Source organism: Fulvimarina manganoxydans, assembly GCF_900176465.1.
Classification (GTDB): Bacteria; Pseudomonadota; Alphaproteobacteria; order Rhizobiales; family Rhizobiaceae; genus Fulvimarina; species Fulvimarina manganoxydans.
The window spans coordinates 29,636-51,832 of sequence record NZ_FWXR01000021.1; the positions used below are offsets into that span (position 1 = coordinate 29,636).

The 22,197-nt window shown below is 64.0% G+C and carries 20 protein-coding genes; 12 read left to right on the forward strand and 8 right to left on the reverse strand.

Annotated features, from left to right (window positions below; all coding sequences use genetic code 11):
- The first annotated feature begins 24 nt into the window (after window positions 1-24).
- Window positions 25-1,554, forward strand: coding sequence for a DHA2 family efflux MFS transporter permease subunit (locus B9A15_RS18045; protein WP_280173814.1), 1,530 nt, complete (start codon window positions 25-27; stop codon window positions 1,552-1,554).
- 64 nt (window positions 1,555-1,618) lie between these two features.
- Here B9A15_RS18045 and B9A15_RS18050 read toward each other — a convergent pair whose 3' ends face one another.
- Together B9A15_RS18050 and B9A15_RS18055 are read right to left on the reverse strand one after the other, a co-directional pair.
- Window positions 1,619-3,658: a putative bifunctional diguanylate cyclase/phosphodiesterase gene (locus B9A15_RS18050; RefSeq protein ID WP_210190540.1), complete on the reverse strand. Its 2,040-nt coding sequence runs from the start codon at window positions 3,656-3,658 to the stop codon at window positions 1,619-1,621.
- Between the two features lie 292 nt (window positions 3,659-3,950).
- Window positions 3,951-5,078, reverse strand: a complete 1,128-nt coding sequence (locus tag B9A15_RS18055; RefSeq protein ID WP_084411931.1) for an ATP-dependent DNA helicase — start codon at window positions 5,076-5,078, stop codon at window positions 3,951-3,953.
- A 235-nt stretch (window positions 5,079-5,313) separates the two neighbouring features.
- Between B9A15_RS18055 and B9A15_RS18060 the strand changes: the two genes are divergently transcribed.
- Window positions 5,314-5,523: a hypothetical protein gene (locus B9A15_RS18060; RefSeq protein WP_084411932.1), complete on the forward strand. Its 210-nt coding sequence runs from the start codon at window positions 5,314-5,316 to the stop codon at window positions 5,521-5,523.
- An 85-nt stretch (window positions 5,524-5,608) separates the two neighbouring features.
- Here the strand turns inward: B9A15_RS18060 and B9A15_RS18065 are convergent, their stop codons facing one another.
- Together B9A15_RS18065 and B9A15_RS18070 are read right to left on the reverse strand one after the other, a co-directional pair.
- Window positions 5,609-7,618 (reverse strand): acetyl-CoA carboxylase biotin carboxylase subunit, encoded by a 2,010-nt coding sequence (locus B9A15_RS18065; protein WP_084411933.1) that lies wholly within the window; start codon window positions 7,616-7,618, stop codon window positions 5,609-5,611.
- A gap of 116 nt (window positions 7,619-7,734) precedes the next feature.
- Window positions 7,735-8,703, reverse strand: a complete 969-nt coding sequence (locus B9A15_RS18070) for a DMT family transporter (protein WP_084411934.1) — start codon at window positions 8,701-8,703, stop codon at window positions 7,735-7,737.
- A 150-nt stretch (window positions 8,704-8,853) separates the two neighbouring features.
- On the opposite strand from B9A15_RS18070, the gene B9A15_RS18075 reads away from it, so the two are divergent.
- From B9A15_RS18075 to B9A15_RS18105, 7 genes are all read left to right on the forward strand, one after another.
- Window positions 8,854-9,327, forward strand: coding sequence for a YaiI/YqxD family protein (locus B9A15_RS18075; RefSeq protein ID WP_170923355.1), 474 nt, complete (start codon window positions 8,854-8,856; stop codon window positions 9,325-9,327).
- Between the two features lie 154 nt (window positions 9,328-9,481).
- Window positions 9,482-10,522 (forward strand): cysteine synthase A, encoded by a 1,041-nt coding sequence (locus tag B9A15_RS18080; protein WP_084411935.1) that lies wholly within the window; start codon window positions 9,482-9,484, stop codon window positions 10,520-10,522.
- A 5-nt stretch (window positions 10,523-10,527) separates the two neighbouring features.
- Window positions 10,528-11,286, forward strand: a complete 759-nt coding sequence (locus B9A15_RS18085; RefSeq protein WP_084411936.1) for an alanyl-tRNA editing protein — start codon at window positions 10,528-10,530, stop codon at window positions 11,284-11,286.
- 120 nt (window positions 11,287-11,406) lie between these two features.
- Entirely contained in the window at window positions 11,407-12,252 is an 846-nt protein-coding gene (gene sseA / locus B9A15_RS18090) for a 3-mercaptopyruvate sulfurtransferase (protein WP_084411937.1), read from the forward strand.
- Window positions 12,253-12,257: 5 nt separating this feature from the next.
- Window positions 12,258-12,809: a GNAT family N-acetyltransferase gene (locus B9A15_RS18095; RefSeq protein ID WP_244557024.1), complete on the forward strand. Its 552-nt coding sequence runs from the start codon at window positions 12,258-12,260 to the stop codon at window positions 12,807-12,809.
- The gene (locus tag B9A15_RS18100; RefSeq protein WP_084411939.1) at window positions 12,806-13,762 is read left to right on the forward strand and encodes an ornithine cyclodeaminase family protein; all 957 of its coding nucleotides are present in this window, start codon (window positions 12,806-12,808) and stop codon (window positions 13,760-13,762) included. The genes B9A15_RS18095 and B9A15_RS18100 overlap by 4 nt, the downstream gene beginning before the upstream one ends.
- Window positions 13,763-13,778: 16 nt before the next feature.
- Entirely contained in the window at window positions 13,779-14,759 is a 981-nt protein-coding gene (locus B9A15_RS18105) for an alpha/beta hydrolase (protein WP_084411940.1), read from the forward strand.
- Between the two features lie 9 nt (window positions 14,760-14,768).
- Here B9A15_RS18105 and ilvA read toward each other — a convergent pair whose 3' ends face one another.
- Window positions 14,769-16,019: a threonine ammonia-lyase IlvA gene (gene ilvA, locus B9A15_RS18110; protein ID WP_084411972.1), complete on the reverse strand. Its 1,251-nt coding sequence runs from the start codon at window positions 16,017-16,019 to the stop codon at window positions 14,769-14,771.
- Between the two features lie 390 nt (window positions 16,020-16,409).
- Between ilvA and B9A15_RS18120 the strand changes: the two genes are divergently transcribed.
- Complete coding sequence (locus B9A15_RS18120; protein ID WP_210190541.1) at window positions 16,410-16,907, forward strand: cupin domain-containing protein; 498 nt, start codon at window positions 16,410-16,412, stop codon at window positions 16,905-16,907.
- Between the two features lie 164 nt (window positions 16,908-17,071).
- Window positions 17,072-18,475 (forward strand): 2-oxoadipate dioxygenase/decarboxylase HglS, encoded by a 1,404-nt coding sequence (gene hglS, locus B9A15_RS18125; protein WP_084411974.1) that lies wholly within the window; start codon window positions 17,072-17,074, stop codon window positions 18,473-18,475.
- Between the two features lie 75 nt (window positions 18,476-18,550).
- Here the strand turns inward: hglS and B9A15_RS18130 are convergent, their stop codons facing one another.
- Window positions 18,551-19,450 (reverse strand): DMT family transporter, encoded by a 900-nt coding sequence (locus B9A15_RS18130; RefSeq protein WP_084411942.1) that lies wholly within the window; start codon window positions 19,448-19,450, stop codon window positions 18,551-18,553.
- A 246-nt stretch (window positions 19,451-19,696) separates the two neighbouring features.
- Here B9A15_RS18130 and B9A15_RS18135 point away from each other — a divergent pair, with 246 nt between their 5' ends.
- Complete coding sequence (locus B9A15_RS18135) at window positions 19,697-20,419, forward strand: pyrimidine 5'-nucleotidase (RefSeq protein WP_084411943.1); 723 nt, start codon at window positions 19,697-19,699, stop codon at window positions 20,417-20,419.
- 64 nt (window positions 20,420-20,483) lie between these two features.
- On the opposite strand, the gene B9A15_RS18140 is transcribed toward B9A15_RS18135, so the two are convergent.
- Window positions 20,484-20,789 carry a hypothetical protein gene (locus B9A15_RS18140; RefSeq protein ID WP_084411944.1) on the reverse strand — a complete coding sequence of 102 codons (306 nt, stop codon included), beginning with the start codon at window positions 20,787-20,789 and terminating at the stop codon, window positions 20,484-20,486.
- A 347-nt stretch (window positions 20,790-21,136) separates the two neighbouring features.
- Complete coding sequence (locus B9A15_RS18145; RefSeq protein ID WP_084411975.1) at window positions 21,137-22,114, reverse strand: sugar ABC transporter substrate-binding protein; 978 nt, start codon at window positions 22,112-22,114, stop codon at window positions 21,137-21,139.
- Window positions 22,115-22,197 lie beyond the last annotated feature (83 nt).

Consider the following 22,197-nt stretch of genomic DNA (forward strand, 5'->3'; position numbering starts at 1 on the left):
TCCACGCCTGAAGCTGCTCCCAAGATAAGCTCGCAACCTGTCGCCAATAAAGGCCTGATCACCGTCTCGATCATGCTGGCGACGGTGATGCAGGTGCTCGACACGACCATCGCCAATGTCGCCCTGCCCAATATGCAGGGCTCGCTCGGCGCGGCCCAGGATCAGATCACCTGGGTTCTGACCTCCTATATCGTCGCCGCCGCGATCATGACGCCGGTCACCGGCTGGCTCTCGGACAAGATCGGCCTGCGCCAACTCTTCATCGCATCCGCCGCCGGCTTCGTCGTCGCGTCCATGGCCTGCGGGCTTTCGACGAGCCTCGAGGAGATGATCGCCTTCCGTCTGTTCCAGGGACTGTGCGGCGCCGCTCTCGTGCCATTGTCCCAGACGGTTCTCCTCAACATCAACAAGCCCGAAGAGCATGGCCAGGCCATGGCGATCTGGGGCGCGGGCATCATGGTCGGCCCGATCGTCGGCCCGACCCTCGGCGGCTGGCTGACCGAGACCTTCAACTGGCGCTATGTCTTCTTCGTCAATCTGCCGATCGGTGCGCTAGCGCTTGCCGGCATGATCGCCTTTCTGCCGAACACGCCGAAGCGCCAGCGCGGTTTCGACTTCTTCGGTTTCGCCATGCTGTCGATCTTCATCGGCGCGCTGCAGCTCTTTCTCGATCGGGGCGAGCAGGTCGACTGGTTCTCATCCCCCGAAATCTGGATCGAGCTCGGCCTCGCGGTCTCCGCGATCTGGGTCTTCGTCATCCACATCACCGGCGCCAAGGCCCCCTTCATCGACCCGAAGATCTTTCGCGACCGCAATCTCGTCATGGCGCTCGTCATGATCTTCGTCGTCGGCATGGTGCTTCTGGCAGGCCTCGCCTTGCTGCCCCCGATGCTCCAGAACATCCTCGGCTATCCGGTGGTGACGACCGGCCTGGTCCTGGCCCCGCGCGGCGTCGGCACGATGATTTCGATGATCGTCGTCGGGCGGATCATCGGCAAGTTCGACACGCGGCTCCTGATCCTGACGGGCCTTCTTCTGACCGCGCTCTCGCTCTACCAGATGAGCGGCTTCTCGCCCCAGATGGACCAGACGCCGATCATCGTGTCGGGCGTCGTCCAGGGTCTCGGATTGGGTCTCGTCTTCGTGCCGCTCTCGACACTCGCTTTCGCGACACTCGAGCCCCGCTTTCGGGCCGATGCGGCGTCCCTGTTCAGCCTGCTCCGCAATATCGGCTCGTCGGTCGGCATTTCGATCGTCACCGTCGAGCTCGCCCACAACATCGTCATCAGCCGCAGCGAGCTCGTCTCGGGCCTCAATCCGTTCAATCCCAATTTTACCGAAGCGCTTGCGGCGATGGGCGGAATGGGCGCCAACCAGACCACAGCGCTGGCGGTTCTGAACCAGCAGGTCCAAGCCCAGGCGGCGATGGTTGCCTATGTGGACGACTTCAAACTGATGATGATCATCACGCTCTGCGCGATCCCCCTGCTCGCCCTCATGCGGCCGAAGCCGAAGGGTGCCGGCCCGGCGGAGCCTGGACCGGCGATGGAATGATACACCGAGGCTCTCGAAGTCTTTCGACCAGCGACTATTGATGGGTGATGCCGCGCCTGAGGATTCAGGCGGCAATCTCCGAGGCGTCGGGCGTTTGCGAAGGCGCATCGAGCCAAGGGATTGTGACAGGCTGCAGCGCGGCGGTCAGCGGCGCCGGATGGCGGATGACGTCGCCCTGCAAGGCATCGATGCCGAGCGCCACCGCGGCCCGTGCATGATCGAGCGTGTGGATCCCACTTGCGATCACCTCTAGATCGAGATGCCGCGCCATGTGGATCAGGCCTTCGAGGACAGCCTTCGATTGGCGATCTCCGGCCGTGAGCGCCGGATCGATCTTCAGGCGATCGATCGGATAATCCTTCAGGCGCGCCAAGCGGATGAAGCCACTCCCGAATTCGCTCAGCGTGATGACGATGCCATGCCCGCGCAGCGCCTGCAGAACTTCGATCGTGCCGACCTCGTCCTGAGGCGCGAGGGCTGCCGCGACGACCTCGATTTCAAGCGCGGACGGGCCGAGTCCGTGCTTTCGAAGGATCGATAGGGTCTGATCCACGAACCCCTCGGCCAGGAGTTGCCGGATGGAGACATCGACGACGAGGCGAGCGCTCGATCCGAGGCTCCGCCAGGCGGCCGCGTCGGCGAGGGTCGTGTCGAAGACCACATGACCGACACGCCCGATCACCTCATTGGCTTCCGCGACCTCGATGAATTCGTCCGGCTCGACGACGCCGAGCTCCGGATGCCGCCAATCGAGACGAGAGTGGTAGGCCGTGACAAGACCTTTCGCGGTATCGACGACCGGCTGATAGACGACGGTGATCTCGCCCCGCGCCATCGCGGATTCAAAGTCGGCGAAGATGGTCGCCTGACGCTGCATGGCAATGGATAGGGAGCGATCGTAATGAACGAAGCGGCCACGCCCCCGTCGCTTGGCCTCGCCTCCGGCGCGATCGGCCCTGCGCACGAGTTGATCGAGTTCTGCGCCGCATTCGGGATAAAGCGCGACCCCGATGCTCGCCATGGGCCGGCATTGGGCCCCGCCAATATGGAAGGGTGCTGCGCAAGCCGATGCGATGCTCTCGGCAAGGCGATCCGCAGCGCCGCGCAGATCGCCGTCCCTCTGGTCCTCCATGTTTCCCGGCCGCAAGAGACAGATGAATTCGTCGCCGCCCCAACGGGCCAGCGCGATGGCCTGTTCACCGCAGCTCTGGCTCAGGCGCCGGGCGACCTCGCTCAGAACGAGGTCGCCCGCTTCATGGCCGAGGCCGTCATTGATCTGCTTGAAATGGTCGAGATCGAGGAAAAGGAGGACGGCGGGCCCGCCCTCGTTGTCGATCCAGGCGTTGAAGGCGACCGTCAGCCCCCGGCGATTGAGAAGGCCGGTCAACTGGTCGCGATGAGCAAGCTCATGGAGCGTCCGCGTGCGCTCGGCGACACGGTCTTCAAGATAGAAGTTGGTGCGGCGCATTTCTTCGACCAGCCTGGAATTCTGCCGGCCGAGATCGATCGACTCGCGAAGCACCCGAGCAGACGCGCGATGGGCAAGGGTCATCACAAACATGAAGACAAGGCAAAGAAGGCCAAGTAGCCCGTCACTTCCCCCGTTGAGAAAGAGCCGGGCCAAGGCCGGCACCATCATCAGCCAGATATAGGCGGGACCGATCAGTCGATAGGGCGAGAGCGTCACGATGGCCCCGGCCGTGAAGGCACTCAGAATGATGCATGCCGTATAGTGCAGGGCCGGCTCGGGGACCGACAAGGCGAACCAGCCGAAAATGCCCCAGCATGCCGATCCGGAGATGAGGCCGATCGCAAGCCCATTTTGCGCATGGCGGACTGCGGATGGCCGGGGAGCCGACGTGTGGCGGGCCCATCCCTGAATCCGCATACAGACCAGTACGCGAATGACTGTCAGAACGGACACCAGCGCGAGCCAATGCCACGCCCATTGATAACCGTGCATGCCGAAAAGAGAGCCAACTCCCAACGACGCGACGAAATTGACGAACATCCCGGGGATGGCGTTGCGCAGGGAGACATTCAGAAGCGTCGCCTGCGCGTCGTCGTCCGGCAAGACATGGGCACGGTTCGAATACGCGGTCATCATCGATCTGCAAACACCAGCTGTTTCGAAGCCAGCCTAGAGGAGATGGGTAAACGTCCGCTTGGGCCTGTTGCGACAATTGGTATCAAATTTGCGAAGACGTGATGGGCACACTTAGTCATTGTCGCGGCCAGCACGCGATAGGCGCTGGGGAAAGGTGCAAATTCAGACCGGTCAAAAGAAACTCGCGACATGATTGCGCGCTATACGGCCCTCCCTTATACGCCCCGCGTCGCAGAACTCGCTTTGCGGGCTGGAACCTCAGGCAAGGCAAAATTGGAAGAGGCACGCCTCAGCGCACGATCGTCAGCGTTTCCGCCGCGCGGGTGATCGCGGTGTAAAGCCAGCGCTCGCGCGTATCGCGAAAGGCGAAGCTTTCGTCGAACAGCATGACGTCGTCCCATTGGGAGCCTTGTGCCTTGTGGACGGTCAGCGCGTAGCCATAGTCGAAATCGTCGAAGCGCTTCTTGGTCGACCAGGGCACTTCGGTCTCCGGCTCCTCGAAGGCGCTTTTTAGAAGGCGGATCTTCGCCGCGCCCTGGTCGATGTCGTCGTCATCGGGTTTGACGATGAGATTGACGCCCGGCTTCACAGTCTCTCGGCTAGCCGTCATCACCTGCCAGAGCGAGCCGTTGAGGAGCCCTTTGGCCGGGTCGTTTCTGAGGCAGACCAACTTGTCGCCGACCTGGGGCAAGGCTTCGGTAAAACCCTTCAATTCGCGCAGCCGGGCATTGTAGCGCCGCCGGGTGCGATTGGTGCCGACCAGCACCTGATCGGCCTTCAAAACAGCGTCTCGCTCCACGTCGCGCTTGCCGATGACCTGAACCGTCCCGTAATCGCCATGCATGATCGCCCGCCCCTCGCGCACGTCGAGGGCGAGGCGAACGATCGGATTGTCGCGGGCCTGACGATGGATCTCGGTGAGAAGGAAGTCGGGCTCGGCCTCGGTGAAGAAGCCGCCCCCCGAGACCGGCGGCAGCTGGCCGGGATCGCCGAGAACGAGAATGGGCGTGCCGAAGCTCATCAGGTCGCGGCCGAGCGCCTCGTCCACCATGGAGCATTCGTCGATGATGACGAGCCGGGCTTTGGCCACCGGGCTCTGACGGTTGAGCGAGAAGGTCGGCGAGACCCGGGCCGTCCCGGTCTCTTCGTCGGCGATCTCCTCTTCGCCGCGCGGGCGGTAGATCAGCGAATGGATCGTACGGGCGCTCTTGGCGCCCTTCGAACGCAGGACCTGAGCGGCCTTGCCGGTGAAGGCGGCGAATTGGACCGCGCCTTCGATCCCTTCGGCGAAATGCTTGGCGAGCGTCGTCTTGCCCGTGCCGGCATAGCCGAACAGGCGGAAGACGGGACGGTCGCCGGCTTCGAGCCAATCGGCCACGGCCTTCAGCGCTTCGTCCTGTTGGGGGGAGAGCTTCACGACCGGTTCGGCTCCTCAGTCAGCATCGGCGGGTGAGATACCTGCAGGCGGCATTGACGGGTGAGACACCCGCATAGTCGCCGGGGGCTTTGAGCGCAATCGCGGATTGGACGCAGATGCCCCGTCCACAAACCGTTGGATGGCAAGCGGTCTTTTCCACCTAAAGCCGGAACCCGATCGGCGCGGCAAGCCTTGAAAGGTCAAGTCCCATCAACCCGATCGAAGGAACAAATCTATGAAATTTCAGACACTTTTCGCTGCATCCCTGATGTCCATCGCAGCGCTCGGCCTGTCGGCCTGCAGCGACGAGGGCGAAGAACAGGCCACCAGCGTCGGCTCCGGCGACGGCCCGACCGATGGCGCGGGCTCCAGCAATCCGGCCCTCGTTCAGGGTGACGGCGAAGAGGCCGGGGTGATCAAGCCGGACGCCCAGGACGTCAACTGACGGCCCTCGAACGTATCGTTTCCTGAAAGAAGAGAGACAGGCTCTGCCCATTGCGGCACGGCCTTCCCTCGTCCAAAGCCTTCGCTCAGGCAAATTCCATGATGACGTCGTCGACGGCAAGGCTGTCGCCCGGCTTGGCGTTGAGCTTGCCGATGGTGAGGTCGCGCTCGGCCTTGAGGATGTTCTCCATCTTCATGGCTTCGACGACCGCCAGGGTCTCGCCGGCTTTGACCTCCTGCCCCTCCTTAACCGCGATCGAGACGACGAGGCCCGGCATCGGGCAGAGCAGCATCTTGGAGGTGTCCGGCGGCAGCTTGACCGGCATCAGGCGATCGAGTTCGGCCGTTCTTGGCGTCATCACCTTCACCGGCAGCCAAAGCCCATCGACGAAGAGCGCCCAGCCATTCATGACGGGCCGGGCCTGAACGGCGCGCCTCTGGCCGTCGATCATACCGGTCCAGAGCGACTCGCCGATCTTGGTGTCGGTCGCAACCGTCGCCTCGCGCCCTTCGACGCTTACGGCATAGACCGGCCGAAGCCCGCCTTCCGCCCGCTCCAGGTGAAGGGACAGATAATCGCCGTCGACCTTCGCCACCCAGTCGCGGCGCAAGACGCCCGAATGGGGCCGCAGACGATCGATATGCTTGTCCAGACGCTGGCGTTGGCCAAGTTCCAGGAGGCCAGCGACGATCGCCGCGACACGCTTGGTCTCGGTGGAAGGCTCCGGCCGCTCGAACCCTTCGGGATATTCCTCCGCGATGAAGCCCGTCGACAGCCGGCCCTCCTGCCAGCGCGGATGGCGCATCAGCGCGCCGAGAAACGGGATATTGTGCTCGATGCCGGCGATTTCGAAGCGATCGAGCGCCTCGCCCATCGCCTCGATCGCCGCTTGGCGTGTCTCGGCATGAGTGCAGAGCTTGGCGATCATCGGATCGTAGAACATGGAGATTTCCGAGCCTTCCCGAACGCCCGTGTCGTTGCGCACGATCGCCTTGCCCAGCCGCTCCTCTTCCGGCGGGCGATAGCGGGTCAGCCGGCCGATTGAGGGCAGGAAGCCGCGAAACGGGTCCTCGGCATAGATGCGGCTCTCCACCGCCCAGCCCTTCAGGGTCACATCGTCCTGGGCATAGCGCAGCGGCTCGCCGCTCGCCACGCGCAGCATCTCCTCCACGATGTCGATGCCGGTGACGAGCTCGGTCACCGGATGCTCGACCTGGAGCCGGGTGTTCATTTCGAGAAAGTAGAAATTGCGATCTTCGTCGACGATGAATTCGACCGTCCCGGCGCTCTGATAATCGACGGCCTTTGCCAGCGCGCAGGCCTGTTCGCCCATGGCGCGGCGGGTCGCCTCGTCGAGAAAGGGCGAAGGCGCCTCTTCGACGACCTTCTGGTTGCGGCGCTGGATCGAGCATTCGCGCTCGCCGAGATGGATGGCGTTGCCATGGGCATCGGCCAGCACCTGAATTTCGATATGGCGCGGCTCGACCACGAATTTTTCGATGAAGACCCGGTCGTCGCCGAAGGAGGAACGGGCTTCGGAGCGCGCCCGGTCGAAGCCGTCGCGGCATTCCTTGTCGTCATGGGCGATGCGCATGCCCTTGCCGCCACCGCCGGCCGAGGCCTTGATCATCACCGGATAGCCCATCTCGCCGGCGATCCGCACCGCCTCATCGGCATCCTCGATGATGCCCATATGGCCGGGAACGACGCTGACGCCGGCGGCCTTGGCGAATGTCTTCGATTCGATCTTGTCGCCCATGGCGCGGATCGCCTTGGGCTTCGGGCCGATAAAAGTGATGCCGTTATCTTCCAGAAGCTCGCAGAATTTGGCGTTTTCCGACAGGAATCCGTAGCCCGGATGAACGCCCTCGGCGCCGGTCTCCTTCGCGACCCTCAGGATGGTCTCGGCCTTCAGATAGCTCTCGGAGGCGGGCGCCGCGCCGATATGGACCGCCTCGTCCGCCATTTCCACATGCACCGCCTGGCGGTCGGCGTCCGAATAGACCGCGACCGTCCTGATGCCGAGGCGCCTCGCCGTCTTGATGACGCGGCAGGCGATCTCGCCGCGATTGGCGATCAGGATGGTCTTGAACATGGGCGCGCGGTCTTTCCTGTCTGTCTCGGCCGGGTCGAGCTTCTCACACCCGTTTTATGCGACCGCGCGCGGCGTGCAACGCGACTTCCGCATGAAACGGGCGCAATCTCCCGCGTTCAGGGGGTTGGATGGATCGGCCGCGCCCGGCGCGAAGCCCTGAGTTCCAGAAGATAAAGGGCGAGGCCCGAGCCGACGACGACCGCCATCCCCAGCCATTTGAGGCCGTTCGGGAAATCGCCAAAGATCAGGAATCCGAGGACCACCGCGGAGACGATCTCTAGATAGCTGAAGGGGGCAAGAACCGAAGCGGGCGCCCGGCGATAGGCCTCGATCACCATCAGATGGCTGACCGTGCCGATCAGGCCGAGGAGAACGATCAGGCCATAGGGTGTGAGCGATTCAGGCGGTGTCGGATCGAGGGCCGGCACGCCGGAGACCCCTCCGATCATCAGCGCCACGCCGCAGGTCAGCGCCCCGCCGAGACCCGAATAGACCATCATGGCCAGCGGGCTCGTCGTGCCGGACACGAAGCGGCTGACGATGAGATAGAGGCTGATGAGAAGCGCTGCGGCGATCGGCAGCAGAGAGGCGAGCCCGAAGACGGCATAGCTCGGCTGGATGATCAGCATGGCGCCGGCAAAGCCCACCACGATCGCGGCAATGCGGCGCCGGCCGATCGTCTCGCCTAGGATCGGCACAGCAAGCAGCGTCACCATCATCGGCTCGACCATGAAGACGGCCGTCGCATCGGCAAGCGGCATGAAGCCAAGCGCCGAGAAGAAGGCGATGCCGCCAAGACCGAGAAAGATACCGCGCAACAGGTTGAGGCCGAGATGGCCCGTGGCAAGGGCGGCCCTGCCCTTCCAGACGAGGACGATCGGCAGAACGAGGACGACCTGCATGACCATGCGCACGAAGGCCACGAAGCCCCCGGACAGGCCATGCCATTCGACGAGCACCTTGCCGGTCGCGTCCGCTGCCGGGAAGATCATGAAGCTGACCGCAAGATAGGCGATCCCGACCATGACCTCTGCGGGCGTATTCACGATGGTGCGGGCGTGAAACGGGGTCGTCGGCTTCGTCATCGTCACGCACTGGCACGAGCGGGGTTGAAAGGATAGGCAGGAGGGATGCGGGTCCAGCCACCGCAACCTTGTGCGAATGAGACACTAGTTGAGGTTTTCCAAGGGCTTGGCCCTTAGCTGACTTATTCGGCGATACGGCCGGAGCAACAAATGAAAAGAAATGATGGAGCCATCAAGGCGATGCATGTCCTGATCGATGCCGATGCCTGCCCGGTGAAGGACGAGGCGATCGAGCTGGCGCTGCGCCACGGCTTCACGCCCGTCCTTGTCTCCAATGGCGGCATGCGCCCGTCGCGCTATCCCGATGCCGAGATCGTCACGGTGCCGGCCGGAGCCGATGCCGCCGACGACCGGATCGTGGAGATGGCCGGACCTGGGGACGTCGCGATCACTGCGGATGTTCCGCTCGCCTCCCGCGTTCTGGAAAAGGGTGCGGCAGCGATCGGGCCGACCGGCCGACCCTTCACGCCAGAGACCATCGGCGAGGCCCTATCCATGCGGGCCTTTTCCCAGCATTTGCGCGAGAGTGGCGAGATCAAGGGCTATAATGCGAGCTTCAGTGCCGCCGATCGCTCCCGCTTTCGCCAAGCGCTCGATCGGGCCTTACGAGGCGCAAAGGGATAGGGGCGACCATCAGCCTTTCGGCGCTGCGCGCCGGCACGCTTTCGCGAAGTGCTTGGCCGTGCGCTTGGTCAAGCTTGCCTTGCCCCCTGGGCGCTCATAGTTTCCAGCCTGACCCGCAATTGCGATTCCCGTAAGATTGAAGCTTCAGGCGCCCATGTCCCGCACCAATTCTGTTCTCGACGCCATCGGCAACACCCCGTTGATCCGTCTCAACCGCGCCTCGGACGAGACCGGCTGCGAGATCTACGGCAAGGCGGAGTTTCTCAATCCGGGCCAATCGGTGAAGGATCGCGCCGGCCTCTTCATCATCCGCGATGCCGAAGCCAAGGGGCTCTTGGCCCCAGGCGGCATCATTGTCGAAGGCACGGCTGGCAATACCGGCATCGGCCTGTCGCTCGTCGCCAATGCGCTCGGCTACCGCACGGTCATCGTCATCCCCGAGACCCAGAGCGAGGAGAAGAAGGACGCTCTTCGTCTGATGGGCGCCGAACTCGTCGAAGTGCCGGCAGTTCCCTATAAAAACCCCAACAACTATGTGAAGCTCTCCGGGCGTCTTGCCGAACAGCTTGCCAAAAGCCATCCCGAAGGCGCGATCTGGGCCAATCAGTTCGACAATGTCGCCAATCGCGACGGGCATGTGGTGACGACCGCCGAGGAGATCTGGCACCAGACCGATGGCGAGGTGGACGGCTTCATCTGCGCGGTCGGCACCGGCGGAACGCTCGCCGGCTGCGCTCTCGGCCTCAAGCGCCATTCGGGCCATATCAAGATTGGCATCGCCGATCCCATGGGCGCCGCGCTCTATCATTATTACGCCCATGGCGAGTTGAAGTCGGAAGGCTCCTCGATCACCGAAGGCATCGGCCAGGGCCGCATCACCGCCAATCTGGAGGGCTTTGAGCCTGATTTCGCCTATCAGATCCCCGATGACGAGGCGCTGCGGATCGTCTTCGATCTGGTGCGCGAGGAGGGCCTGTGCCTCGGCGGCTCGTCGGGCATCAACATCGCCGGCGCGATCCGCATGGCCAAGGAGATGGGTCCCGGCCACCGGATCGTGACCATCCTCTGCGATTACGGCAATCGCTATCAGTCGAAGCTCTTCAATCCCGCTTTCCTGAAGGAGAAGGGCCTGCCGGTGCCGGATTGGATCGGCCAGACGCCCCAATTCGACATTCCGTTCGAACAGGCGGACTGAGCGCCATGGATCAGCCCAGCGCCGAGACCAATCCCGGAACCGAGCGCGTCTATCAGGACGACGCCTATCTCTCGACGATGGAAGCCAAGCTCCTGCGCATCGAGGGCGAGCGCGGGCTGGTCTTCGATCGCACGAATTTCTTTGCCACGGGCGGCGGCCAGCCCGGTGATACCGGCCATGTGGAACTCGCCGATGGCCGCACGATTCCGATCGTCGAGACCGCCTATTCGCCGGACAAGCGCGATGTCGTCATGTTCGCCGGCCCGGAGGCGGACCTGCCAGCCCCCGGCGAGACCTTGACACTCCATATCGACTGGCCGCGCCGCTATCGGCTGATGCGCATGCACACGGCCTGTCACCTTCTCACCGTCGTCTGCCCCTTCCCGATCACCGGCGCGGCCGTCGGCGAGATGGAATCGCGCGTTGATTTCGACATGGGCAGCGAGGCGCCCGACAAGGCCGCCGTCACCGACGCGCTGATGGCCCTGGTCCGCGCCAATCACCCGGTCTTCACCCAGACGATCACCGAGGCCGAGCTCGACGCCAATCCAGGTCTCGTCAAATCCAAACACGTCAAGCCGCCACGAAGCACCGGCACCGTGCGCCTGGTGGCGATCGGCGAGAACGGCGCGATCGACACACAGCCTTGCGGCGGCACCCACGTGTCGGAGACGGGCGAGCTCGGCGAGATCCATATCGGCAAGATCGAGAAGAAGGGCCGGGAAAATCGCCGCTTTCGCATCCGTTTCGGGCCGCCGGCCTAAAGGATTTCGAGGCCTCCTCCTTGCCTCGGCCTTCGTGCCTCCCTTATGCCTTGATCCTTCCGGTCCCTCCTGCATTTGCGCAGGTTACGACCCGTGCGAACGACATTTGGCGATCGAGCGATGACCCAGAACCCCTTTCTCATTTCCGCGAGCGATCTGGCCGAGGTGCTCGGGCGGCCCGGCCTCTCGATCGTCGACGCCTCCTGGTATCTGCCGGCACAGAACCGCTTCGCTCGGGCGGAATATGACGCCGGCCATGTTCCCGGCGCCGTCTTCTTCGATCAGGACGCGGTGGTCGATCCAGCCTCCAACCTGCCGCACACCCTGCCCTCGCCCGACATCTTCGCCAAAGCCGTCGGCGAAATGGGCATTTCGAACACCGATACGATCGTCGTCTATGACGGCATGGGTCTCTTTTCCGGCCCCCGCATCTGGTGGATGTTCCGCACCTTCGGCGCCAAGGATGTCCGTCTTCTCGACGGCGGAATGCCGGCCTGGATCGCGGGCGGTCATCCGGTGGAGAGCGCGGCTCCCGCCGTGAGCCCCAAGAATTTCGAGCCCGCTTTCGACCGCAGCGCCGTCGCTGATCTTGCCGAGATGCGCCGCATCGTCTCCGAGAAAAGCCGCCAGATCGTCGATGTGAGGCCCGCCGAGCGTTTCGCAGGCCAAGCGGCCGAGCCACGCCCCGGCGTGCGCGCCGGCCATATGCCGGGTGCGGCGAACCTGCCCTTCCCGCTTCTCGGCGAGGACGGCAAATTGAAATCGCCGGAGGCGCTGCGCCGGGCGATGCAGGAGGCCGGCATCGACCCGCAGGCGCCTTCGGTGACGAGTTGTGGCTCGGGCGTCACCGCCGCCATCCTGAATCTCGCCTTCGAGACGGTCGGCAATCGGGACGCCAAGCTCTTCGACGGCTCCTGGACCGAATGGGGCTCGGCGAGCGATACGCCGGTCGAGACCGGAGCATGAGACCCGTGCGACTGCTCACGACCCGCGTCCTCAGCCTGGAAATGACCGTCGAGGCCTATCGCGCCGGACGCGAGACCGAGCTTCGCGCCCGGCGATTGCGGATCGAAGACCATCCGCGCATGCCGCTGCCGCGCTATCGCGCGCTCTATGAGGCGGTCGGCGCGGCCCATCACTGGACCTCCCGGCTTCTCCCCGACGACCGGCTGCGCGAGGAGATCCACAACCCCAAATGCCGCCTCTACACCGCCGCTCTCGGCCATGACACGGTCGGCTGGTTCGAGGTCGAGGTGAAGCGCGCGATCCGTGAAGCGCGGATCGTCCATTTCGGCATGCTGCCCGCCTTTCAGGGCCTCGGCCATGCGGGCGAGATGCTGGAGCGGGCGATCGAGGCCGGCTTTTCGGAAGGGCCGAAACGGCTCATCATCGAGACCAACACGCTGGACCATCCCGCCGCCCTCAAACTCTACCGAAAGCACGGCTTCGTGCCTTACGCCTCGCGCGAGGTGCAGACGCCGACCTTCGACTCCTTCCTGGACCGTGTGAGGGCCGCCTCGTGATCATCGTCGATTTCGCGACCGGCGAGGCGAACCTCACCTGGACCGGCATCGTCGAGGCGCTCGAAGCCGGCCATCGCCGCCCCCGCGCCGAGATCGGCGATCTCCTCTTGGGTTCAGGCGAGAACCGCATGCTCAATCGCGCCGCCTGGATCGACGGTCTCGGCATCGCGATGAAATCGGTGACGGTGTTCGCAGGCAATCCGCGCCGCGATCCCCCGCTCCCCTCCGTGCAGGGCGGCGTCCTGCTCTTCGATCACGAGAGCGGCGCGCCGCTCGCCCTCGTCGACGGACCGCTGGTCACCAAATGGAAGACCGCCGGCGACTCGCTCCTCGGCGCCCGGCGCCTTGCAAGGCCCGACGCCAAGCGGCTTCTCGTCTGCGGCGCGGGCACCCTCGCGAAAAGCCTGATCGAAGCCTATTCGGCCGGTTTCGAAGCCCTGGAGGACATCCGCGTCTGGAACCGCAGCCAGGACCGCGCCGAAGCGCTTATCGAGGAGATGGGCGGTATCGGAGCCAGGATCAGCGTCGCCCATGACCTCGAAGAGGCCGTTCGGGAGAGCGACATCGTCTCGACCGCAACCATGGCAAGCGAACCCTTTTTGAAGGGCGAATGGCTCGCCCCCGGCACTCATGTGGACCTTATCGGTGCCTATCGGCCGGATATGCGCGAGGCCGACGATGCCGTTCTGACGCGCGGGCGCCTCTTCGTCGACAGTTTCGAGACGACGATCGGCCATATCGGCGAGATCGAAATCCCCCTGAGGGCCGGCACGATCACCCGCGAGACGATCCTGGGCGATCTCAACGACATCGTCGCCGAAACCACCGGACGGCAGGACAAGGACGAGATCACCGTCTTCAAGAATGGCGGCGGCGCCCATCTCGACCTGATGACGGCCCGGCACATTCTCGATCGGCTGGACGAACCCTCCGCCGCGCAGTCGGCCGGCTGAGGCGCCAGGCCAAGTGATGGGCACCGCTTTGCGCGTTCTTCTCGCCGTCCTCTGCCTCGTCCTGGTCCTGGGCGGCGCCTTCTGGGTCTTCGGGCCCCGCGAGCCGGTCGATCTGACGATCCGCTTCGATCCGGCCTCGATCGGCGACGACCCGGAGGCCTATCTCAAGCGGCGCGAGGCCGACATTCCCAATCTGAGGTCCTCTGCCGAAAAGGAAATCGTCTGGGCCGATCCGCGATCCAAGGCAAAGACACCGATCGCCTTCATTTATCTCCACGGCTTTTCGGCCGCCAAGCCGGAAACACGCCCGCTTCTCGATATCGCCGCGCGCGAGATCGGCGCCAATCTCTTCTACACGCGGCTCACCGGCCACGGCCGCGATCCGGCGGCCATGCCCCAGACCAGCGTCAATGACTGGCTGAACGATCTTGCCGAGGCGATCGCCATCGGCCGGCGGATCGGCGAGCGGGTCGTCATCGTAGGCACCTCGACCGGCGCGACACTCGCCACCCTCGGAACGAGCGTGCCCGGCTTGATGGACGGGGTCGCCGGCCTTGTCTTCATCTCGCCGAACTATGCGGTGAACGATCCCCTCGCCTTCATGCTGGAAGTTCCGATGGCACGGACGCTCCTGCCGAGGCTGGGCGGCGCCATGCGCGGCTTCGAGCCGTCCAACGAGGCGGAGGCCGAGGGCTGGACATGGCGCTATCCGACCGAAGCCGTGGCCCCGCTCGGCGCGCTGGTGCGGGCAGTCCGCAGCCTCGATCCGGCGGCGATCGAATTGCCGCTTCTCGTCTTCAGGTCGGACCTGGACCGGGTGGTGAAACCGGAGGCGACAACACTCTTCATCGCCCGATGGGGCGGGCCCCACGAAATTGTCACCGTCAATGACGGCGACGATCCCAATCACCATGTGCTCGCCGGCAACGTTCTCTCCCCCTCCACGACGATGCGCCTCGCAAGCCGCATCGTCGAATGGGTCAAGGCTTTGCGGTAACCGCGACCGTCAGATCAGAAGATCGGCGACGATCTGGTCGTTGGTGATGTCCTGATAGCGGATGCCGGAGGCGGCGAAGCGCGAGAGCAGGGAATCAAAATTGCCCGGATCCTTGGTCTCGATGCCGAGCAGGATCGAGCCGAAATCGCGGGCGGACTTCTTCAGATATTCGAAACGGGCGATGTCGTCGTCGGGACCGAGCAGATTGAGGAAGTCCTTCAGCGCGCCGGGCCGCTGGGCCAGACGCAGGATGAAATACTTCTTCAAGCCTTCGAAGCGCAGCGAGCGCTCGCGCACATCCGGCAGGCGCTCGAAGTCGAAATTGCCGCCCGAGACGACGCAGACCACTGTCTTGCCGCGAATATCGGTCTTCAAGCTTTTCAGCGCGTCGATGGCGAGCGCCCCGGCCGGCTCCAATACGATTCCTTCGATATTCAGCATCTCCAGCATGGTGGCGCAGAGACGCCCCTCGGGGGCGAGCAACACGGCCTCGGGCGGAAAGCCTTTCAGGGTCTGGTAGGGGATCTGGCCGATCTCGGCGACCGAGGCGCCGTCGACGAAGCCGTCGATCTGCTCCATCCGGGTCAGCGAGCCGTTGCGGAGGCTGGTCTGAAGGCTCGGCGCGCCGAGCGGCTCGACAAAGCGCAGGAAGGGAGTCTCGCCGATCGCGTTGAAATAGCGGGTCATGCCCGAGGCGAGACCGCCGCCGCCCACCGGCATGACGACGAAGTCGGGCTTCTCGTCCCCCAATTCGTCGACGACCTCCTTGGCGACGCTCGCCTGGCCCTCGACGATGTCCTCATGGTCGAAGGGCGGGACGAGATCGGCGCCCGCCTCGTGGGCATAGGTCTTGGCGGCCCTGTAGCAATCGTCGAAGAAGTCGCCGACGAGTTCGATCTCGACCGCGTCGCCGCCAAAGGCGCGGGTCTTGCCGATCTTCTGCTGGGGTGTCGTCACGGGCATGAAGACGCGACCCGAAACGCCGAAATGGCGGCAGGCGAAGGCGAAGCCTTGCGCGTGATTGCCGGCCGAGGCACAGCAGAATTTCGTATTCGCCGTCTCCGACGCCATCTTCTTGCGCATGAAGTTGAAGGCGCCACGGATCTTGTAGGAGCGCACCGGAGTCAAGTCCTCGCGCTTCAGGAAGATGCGCGCGCCGTATTTGGCCGAAAGATGCTCGTTGAGTTGCAGAGGCGTTGCCGGAAAGAGCGCGCGCAACTCGGCTTCGGCGGCAGCGACGCCCGCCGGAAAATCCGTCATGGTCATGATGTCAAACGTCCGTTTCGTCTCGGCGAGGAGGTTTGTCTCGCCTTGAAGGGACACGAGGACGGCCCCGGCGCGCGGCTTGTCCTGCCGCTTGCTGCCGTCTGGTCGCCCTTGTCCCGGGTCATGTCGAAGAATCTCGTGTCGGACAGGCCCGAAGCGCCTCTGGCTCGTCCCGCCCGGCCGGTCGTGGTCGCTCTTGCGCTCGAAACGTCAGAAGGTTCGGGCCGCGACGACGCCGGCGCCGATAATCGAAAGGAACGCTCCGCCGATCGATGGAATGCTCGTCATCGCACGCTCCTTTCTTTGTCGCCCTGACACAATGCCGGCTTGTCTTGGGCGATATGCCGGCGTTTGTAAAGGTTGCGCCAACGCTCAAGGAGCCTCATGATGACGGAGACGGTCAGCCCGCAGCGCTTCGATGCCATCGCCGCTTTGGAAGCGCCCATCCGCACCAAACCTTCCAATTACCCCGAACCTTTTTTCAGCCGCATGGCCGGCCGAACCAAGCGACCGCTCGGGGATCTCTTCGGGCTGACGAATTTCGGGGTCAATCTGACGACGCTGGCCCCCGGCGCGGTCTCGGCACTCTTCCACCGCCATTCGAGGCAGGACGAATTCGTCTTCATCGTCGAAGGCACCCCGACCCTCGTTACCGAGTCCGGCGAGACGCTAATGGCCCCGGGCATGGTAGCCGGCTTTGCGGCGGGCGGCACCGCCCATCACCTTCACAACCGGACGGATAGGCCCGCGACCTATCTGGAGATCGGCGACCGCACGCCCGGCGACGAAGTCTCCTATCCGCAAGACGATCTGATGGCGGTCTGGACCGAAGGGCGCTGGGTCTTCACTCGCAAGGATGGAACGCCTTATCAGGCACCTTGACGGGTCGCCTTTGTCCGAAGGCAGCCTTCACGAGGGCATCGGCGGGAGCGCCCCATTGAAGCGGCGCCGGGATCGCTTCATCTTAAGACCCAATGATCCGGCGTGATCTTGAGAGGCGAAACCAGCCCGCAGGAACGCCGCACGAGGGAGACGACACCGTGACCATGACGCGCAATTTCGTTTCGAGCGATGATATCCGCTCGCGCTTCTCGCGGGCGATGTCGGCCATGTATCGCAGCGAAGTGCCGCAATATGGCACGCTCGTCGAACTCGTCGAAGAGATCAACGACCTGCGCCTCAGGGACGATCCCGATCTTGCCGCCTCGCTCGAACGCTCCGGCGAGCTCTCGCGCCTCTCGGAAGAGCGCCACGGAGCCATCCGCCTCGGAACGCCGGGCGAACTCGCCACCATCGCCCGCGTCTTCGCGGTGATGGGCATGCATCCGGTCGGCTATTACGATCTCTCCGTCGCCGGCATTCCGGTTCATTCGACGGCGTTTCGGCCGATCGATCCGGCCGCCTTGTCGAAGAACCCGTTCCGGATTTTCACATCGCTGCTGCGGCTCGACTGGATCGAGGACGAAAGCCTTCGCCGCGAGGCCGAAGACATTCTCTCCCGCCGCTCGATCTTCACCGAGGGCGCGCTCGCCCTTCTGGACAAGGCCGAGCAGGATGGCGGGCTGGGCGAGGCGGATGCCGAGCGCTTCGTTCAGGAAGCGCTCGAAACCTTCCGCTGGCACGAGGCGGCGACCGTCGACCGGGCGACCTATGAACGGCTCGCCAAGGCCCATCGCCTGATCGCCGACGTCGTCTGCTTCCGGGGCCCGCATATCAATCATCTGACCCCGCGCACCCTCGATATCGACGCGGTCCAGGCGATGATGCCGCAAAGAGGCATTTCCCCGAAGGCGGTCATCGAAGGCCCGCCGCGCCGGCTCTGCCCTATCCTTCTACGCCAGACGAGCTTCAAGGCGTTGGAGGAGGCGATCGCCTTCCAGGGCCAGAACGGGGCCGAGGACGGCACCCATACCGCCCGCTTCGGCGAGATCGAGCAGCGCGGCATCGCGCTGACGCCGAAAGGCCGCGCGCTCTATGACAAGCTTCTCAACGAAGCGCGATCCGACGCATCCGTCGCCGCCTCCGGCGAGGGCGCTTCGGACTACGAAACCGCGCTGACCCATCGCTTCACCGATTTTCCCGACAATTGGACGTCGATGCGCGCCGAAGGCCTCGCTTATTTCCATTATACGCCGACCCAAAGCGGGCTCGACCGGGCCGAAAGCGGCGAGACGAGCACCGATCCCGACGCGCTGATCGAGGCGGGCGACCTCACCTTCGATCCGATCGTCTATGAGGATTTCCTGCCCGTCTCGGCGGCTGGGATTTTCCAATCCAATCTGTCGAGCGACGCCCAGACCAATGCGAGCGCCAAGGGAAGCAAGCCGGCCTTCGAGGCAGCCCTTTCCCGCGCCGTCCACGACGAGACGAGCCTTTACGCGAAAGCCGAAGAGGCCTCGATCGCCTCGGCCCTGTCGGCCCTTGCGCCGCGCCGCCGGGCGAATGCCTGACGGCGCTCTCTCAATCTTTGGTGGCGCGCCGGGTTGCCGAAAAACCGGCATCCACTTTTTCGCCCGGCGCTCTCGTCACCCGGCGCCGATCAGGAGCAGGATCGCGCAGACGATCACGGCCGAGCCGGCAAATTCCAGGCGCGTAATCCTTTCCTGGAACCACAGGACCGAGGCGAGGAAGGTGAAGACCAGTTCGATCTGGCCGAGCGCACGCACATAGGCGACCTTCTGCAAGGTCATCGCCGTGAACCAGCCGGCCGAGGCCGTGGCGCCCATCAGCCCGACGAGGAGCGAGGGGCCGGCGGCCTTCAGGACGCGGGAAAGTTCGTCCCGGTCCTTCATGAGCATCCAGGCAAGCATCACCGCCGTCTGGATGGCCAGGGTGACGGCGAGCGTTAGAAGGGCCCGCATCAGGATCGTGCCGTCGCCGAGCGCGAGCGATGCGCCGCGAAAGGCGACCGCGGAGGCGCCGAACAGCGTGCCAGACAGGATGCCGATCGCCGCCTCCCGGGTTGCAAGGCCTTTCAGAACATCCTTCGGCGCGCGCTCGCCGAGCGAGATCATCATGACACCGATCACTCCCGCGACCACGGCCAGAAGACCGAGCGGTGCGATCGCTTCGCCCAAGATGAGAAAGCCGAAGAAGGCCGCCTGGATCGGCTCGGTCTTGGAATAGGCCGTACCGACCATGAAATTGCGGAAGCCGAAGAGATAGACGAGGAGAAAGGTCGCCAGGATCTGCGCGATGCCGCCGGACAGCGCGGCGAATAGAAAGCCGGCATTGAGCGCCGGCAGGGCCTCGCCCGTCGCCCCCACATAAAGGCCGAGATAGAGAAGCGCGACAGGCAGGCCGAAGCCGAAGCGCGCGAAGGTCGCCCCGGTCGACCCCATCCGCCCTTTGAGATGCTTCTGAAGGGCCGATCGCAGATTCTGGAAGAAGGCGGCCGCGATGGTGACGGGAATCCAGAGGCCCATGGAAGCGCCGTTTCATGTGGGAAGCCGGGCTTTGACCGCAAAGGATGCGAACGTTCAAAGTCGGGCAATGAGGTGTTTGTCGCCTCTCCTATCGCGAAGCTTGGACCGGAGGGAAGATGCCGCCCGATTCCAAGGCCATCCTGAGTCCCATCGACGCGGATGGTCGCGTCTCCCGGGCCATCGCGCTATATGACGCGGACGACCGATCTGATCTTTTCACTCGCGTTTTAAGAGAATCCTGCCTCGATGACGTCACCGACTGCTCTTCGCCCGACCGCCGAGGCGACGAAGGAAGACTTCGCCCATGTCCGTGACTGGGTGTTCGATCTCGACAACACGCTCTATCCGCGCCATTCGAACCTCTTCTCCCAGATCGATCTGAGGATGACGGATTTCGTCGCCGAGTTTTTGGCGCTGCCGAAGGATAAGGCCCGCGAAGTCCAGAAGGATTTCTATCGCCGCTACGGCACGACCCTGCGCGGGCTGATGAGCGAGCACAATGTCGATCCGGACGCATTTCTGAATTTCGTCCATGACATCGACTATTCCTGGATCGATCCCGACCCGGCGCTTGGCGACGAGATCAAGGCGCTTCCCGGGCGCAAATTCATCTTCACCAATGGCGACCGCAATCATGCCGAACGGGCGGCAAGGCAGCTCGGCATTCTCGATCATTTCGAGGATATCTTCGATCTCGTCGCCGCCGATCTGGTGCCGAAACCGGCCTCCGAGACCTATGACAAGTTTCTGGGCCTCCACCGGGTGGACGCGGCCCATGCGGCCATGTTCGAGGATCTGGCGCGCAATCTGCAAGTGCCGAAATCACTCGGCATGAAGACGGTCCTGATCGTGCCGCAGAACTTCGAGACGACCTTTGGCGATGCCTGGGAGCATGAAGGGCGCGAGGGCGAGCATATCGACTTCGTCACCGACGATCTCGCAAGCTTCATCCGCCGCATTCGAAGCTGACGGGAAAAGAGGGGGCGCTCGCAAGAGCGCCAGCCTTTCATGGGATCGACGAAAAGCCTCGCGGTTAGTCTTCCAGTCGCGAGCGTCCGGACCGAACAAGACCCTGCCGGCCATCCGTCGCCACATCCTCGGCAGCCTCGTCCGGGGCAACCTTGGTGCCGCCACCGCCATTCTGCTCGAAGATCGCATTCATCTGTTCGTTGGCGTAGGTCGCCTCGCCCTTTTTAGAGAGTTCGCGGTCGCGCCCGCTCGTCTCGTCGCTATCCTGCGCCTCGGCGCGCGGAGCAAGCTCGTCCTCGCTGATCGTCTCCGGCGTGTCCTTGTCCTGCTGGGACCGCATCATCTTCGGTTCGGTGCTCAGATCGGCCATGTCGGACCTCCGTCGTTTCGCATGCCGGCAGGCGCCGGCCCAATGTCTGATCTTGGAAGATCAACGGGAGGCGGCAAGACCAGTTCCCAGCAAGACACATGCAGATCCTAGGCCTACGCTGGTCCCGCCTTTTTTCGGTAACAGGCAAGCCCAGGACACGGACGCCTCGACTTCTCCCCCAGGGGGAGAAGTCGTCTGGTGCTTACCTCCGGCTGCAGAGACAACTCGCCAAAGCCGTGAAAGGGGCCGCAGCCAGCCGCAAGCTTTCTTCATCCAGGCTCGTTGCAGTATGTTCGAATCCTGCAGACTCCTCTGCTCGGACGCTCTGACGATCGACGCACGGCCCTTCAACCCGCCGAAGGGTCGGTGGAGCTGACGGACCCGTTCCGGCCCTCGAAATCGCCGACCCGCTCCGGCGTGACGATCTCGACGGGGACATGGACCGTCTGCTCGACGGCCTCGCCTTTCGCGAGCTTCAGCGCGGTATCGACCGCCTCCTTCGCCTGGCCGCTCGCGTCCTGGAAAACCGTGACGTCGAGCTCGCCGGCCTTCATGGCGGCCAGTGCCTCGGCGGTGCCGTCGATCCCACCGACGATCACCGTATCCATTTCGACGCCGCCGGCCTTCATGGCCTTGATCGCGCCGAGCGCCATCGCGTCGTTATTGGCCAGCACAGCATCGAACTTCACGTCCGAAGCCAGCCAATTGGTCATCAGGTTTTCGGCCTCGTCTTGCGACCAATTGGCCGTCTGCTCCTCGGCGATGGTCATGAAGCTGCAGTCGTCGGTGGCGACGACGTCGTGAACGTCTTGGGTGCGCGTGCGGGCCGCCTGGTTGGATAGTTCGCCCACAAGCACGATGATCCGCGCACCACTGCCCTTGCCGGCCTCTTTCAGAAGCCGGCACACTTCGGTGGCCAGAAGCGTGCCGGATTGCGTCTCATCGGATGCGACATAGGCTTGGTTGTCGGGCAGCTCGTCCCGATTGACCGGTTCGCGATTGACATAGACGAGCGGAATTCCGGCATTCTGCGCGGCCTGGGTCATCGCCTGGGTGGCGTCGGTGTCGACCGGATTGACGATGATGGCATCAAGACCGGAGGCGGCGAAGTTCTGGATCTGATTCAGCTGCTTGCCGACGTCGTTCTGGGCGTCCTCGATCTGGACTTCGACGCCGTCGAGTTCGCTCGCATGGGCCTCGATCTGGCCGCGCAAGGCCGTCAGGAAGGCGTCGTCGAAGGTGGCGATGGAGACGCCGATCGTCTCGGCCATCGCCGCGCCCGACATCAGCGCCGCGATGCTCAACCCCATGAGACCTGTCTTCATCGTCATGTCCCATCCGCCAAAGAGCCCAGAACAGCGAGCGTCTTTGTGGTCAAAGCGTTGGCGAAGGGCAATCCCCCGGCTTG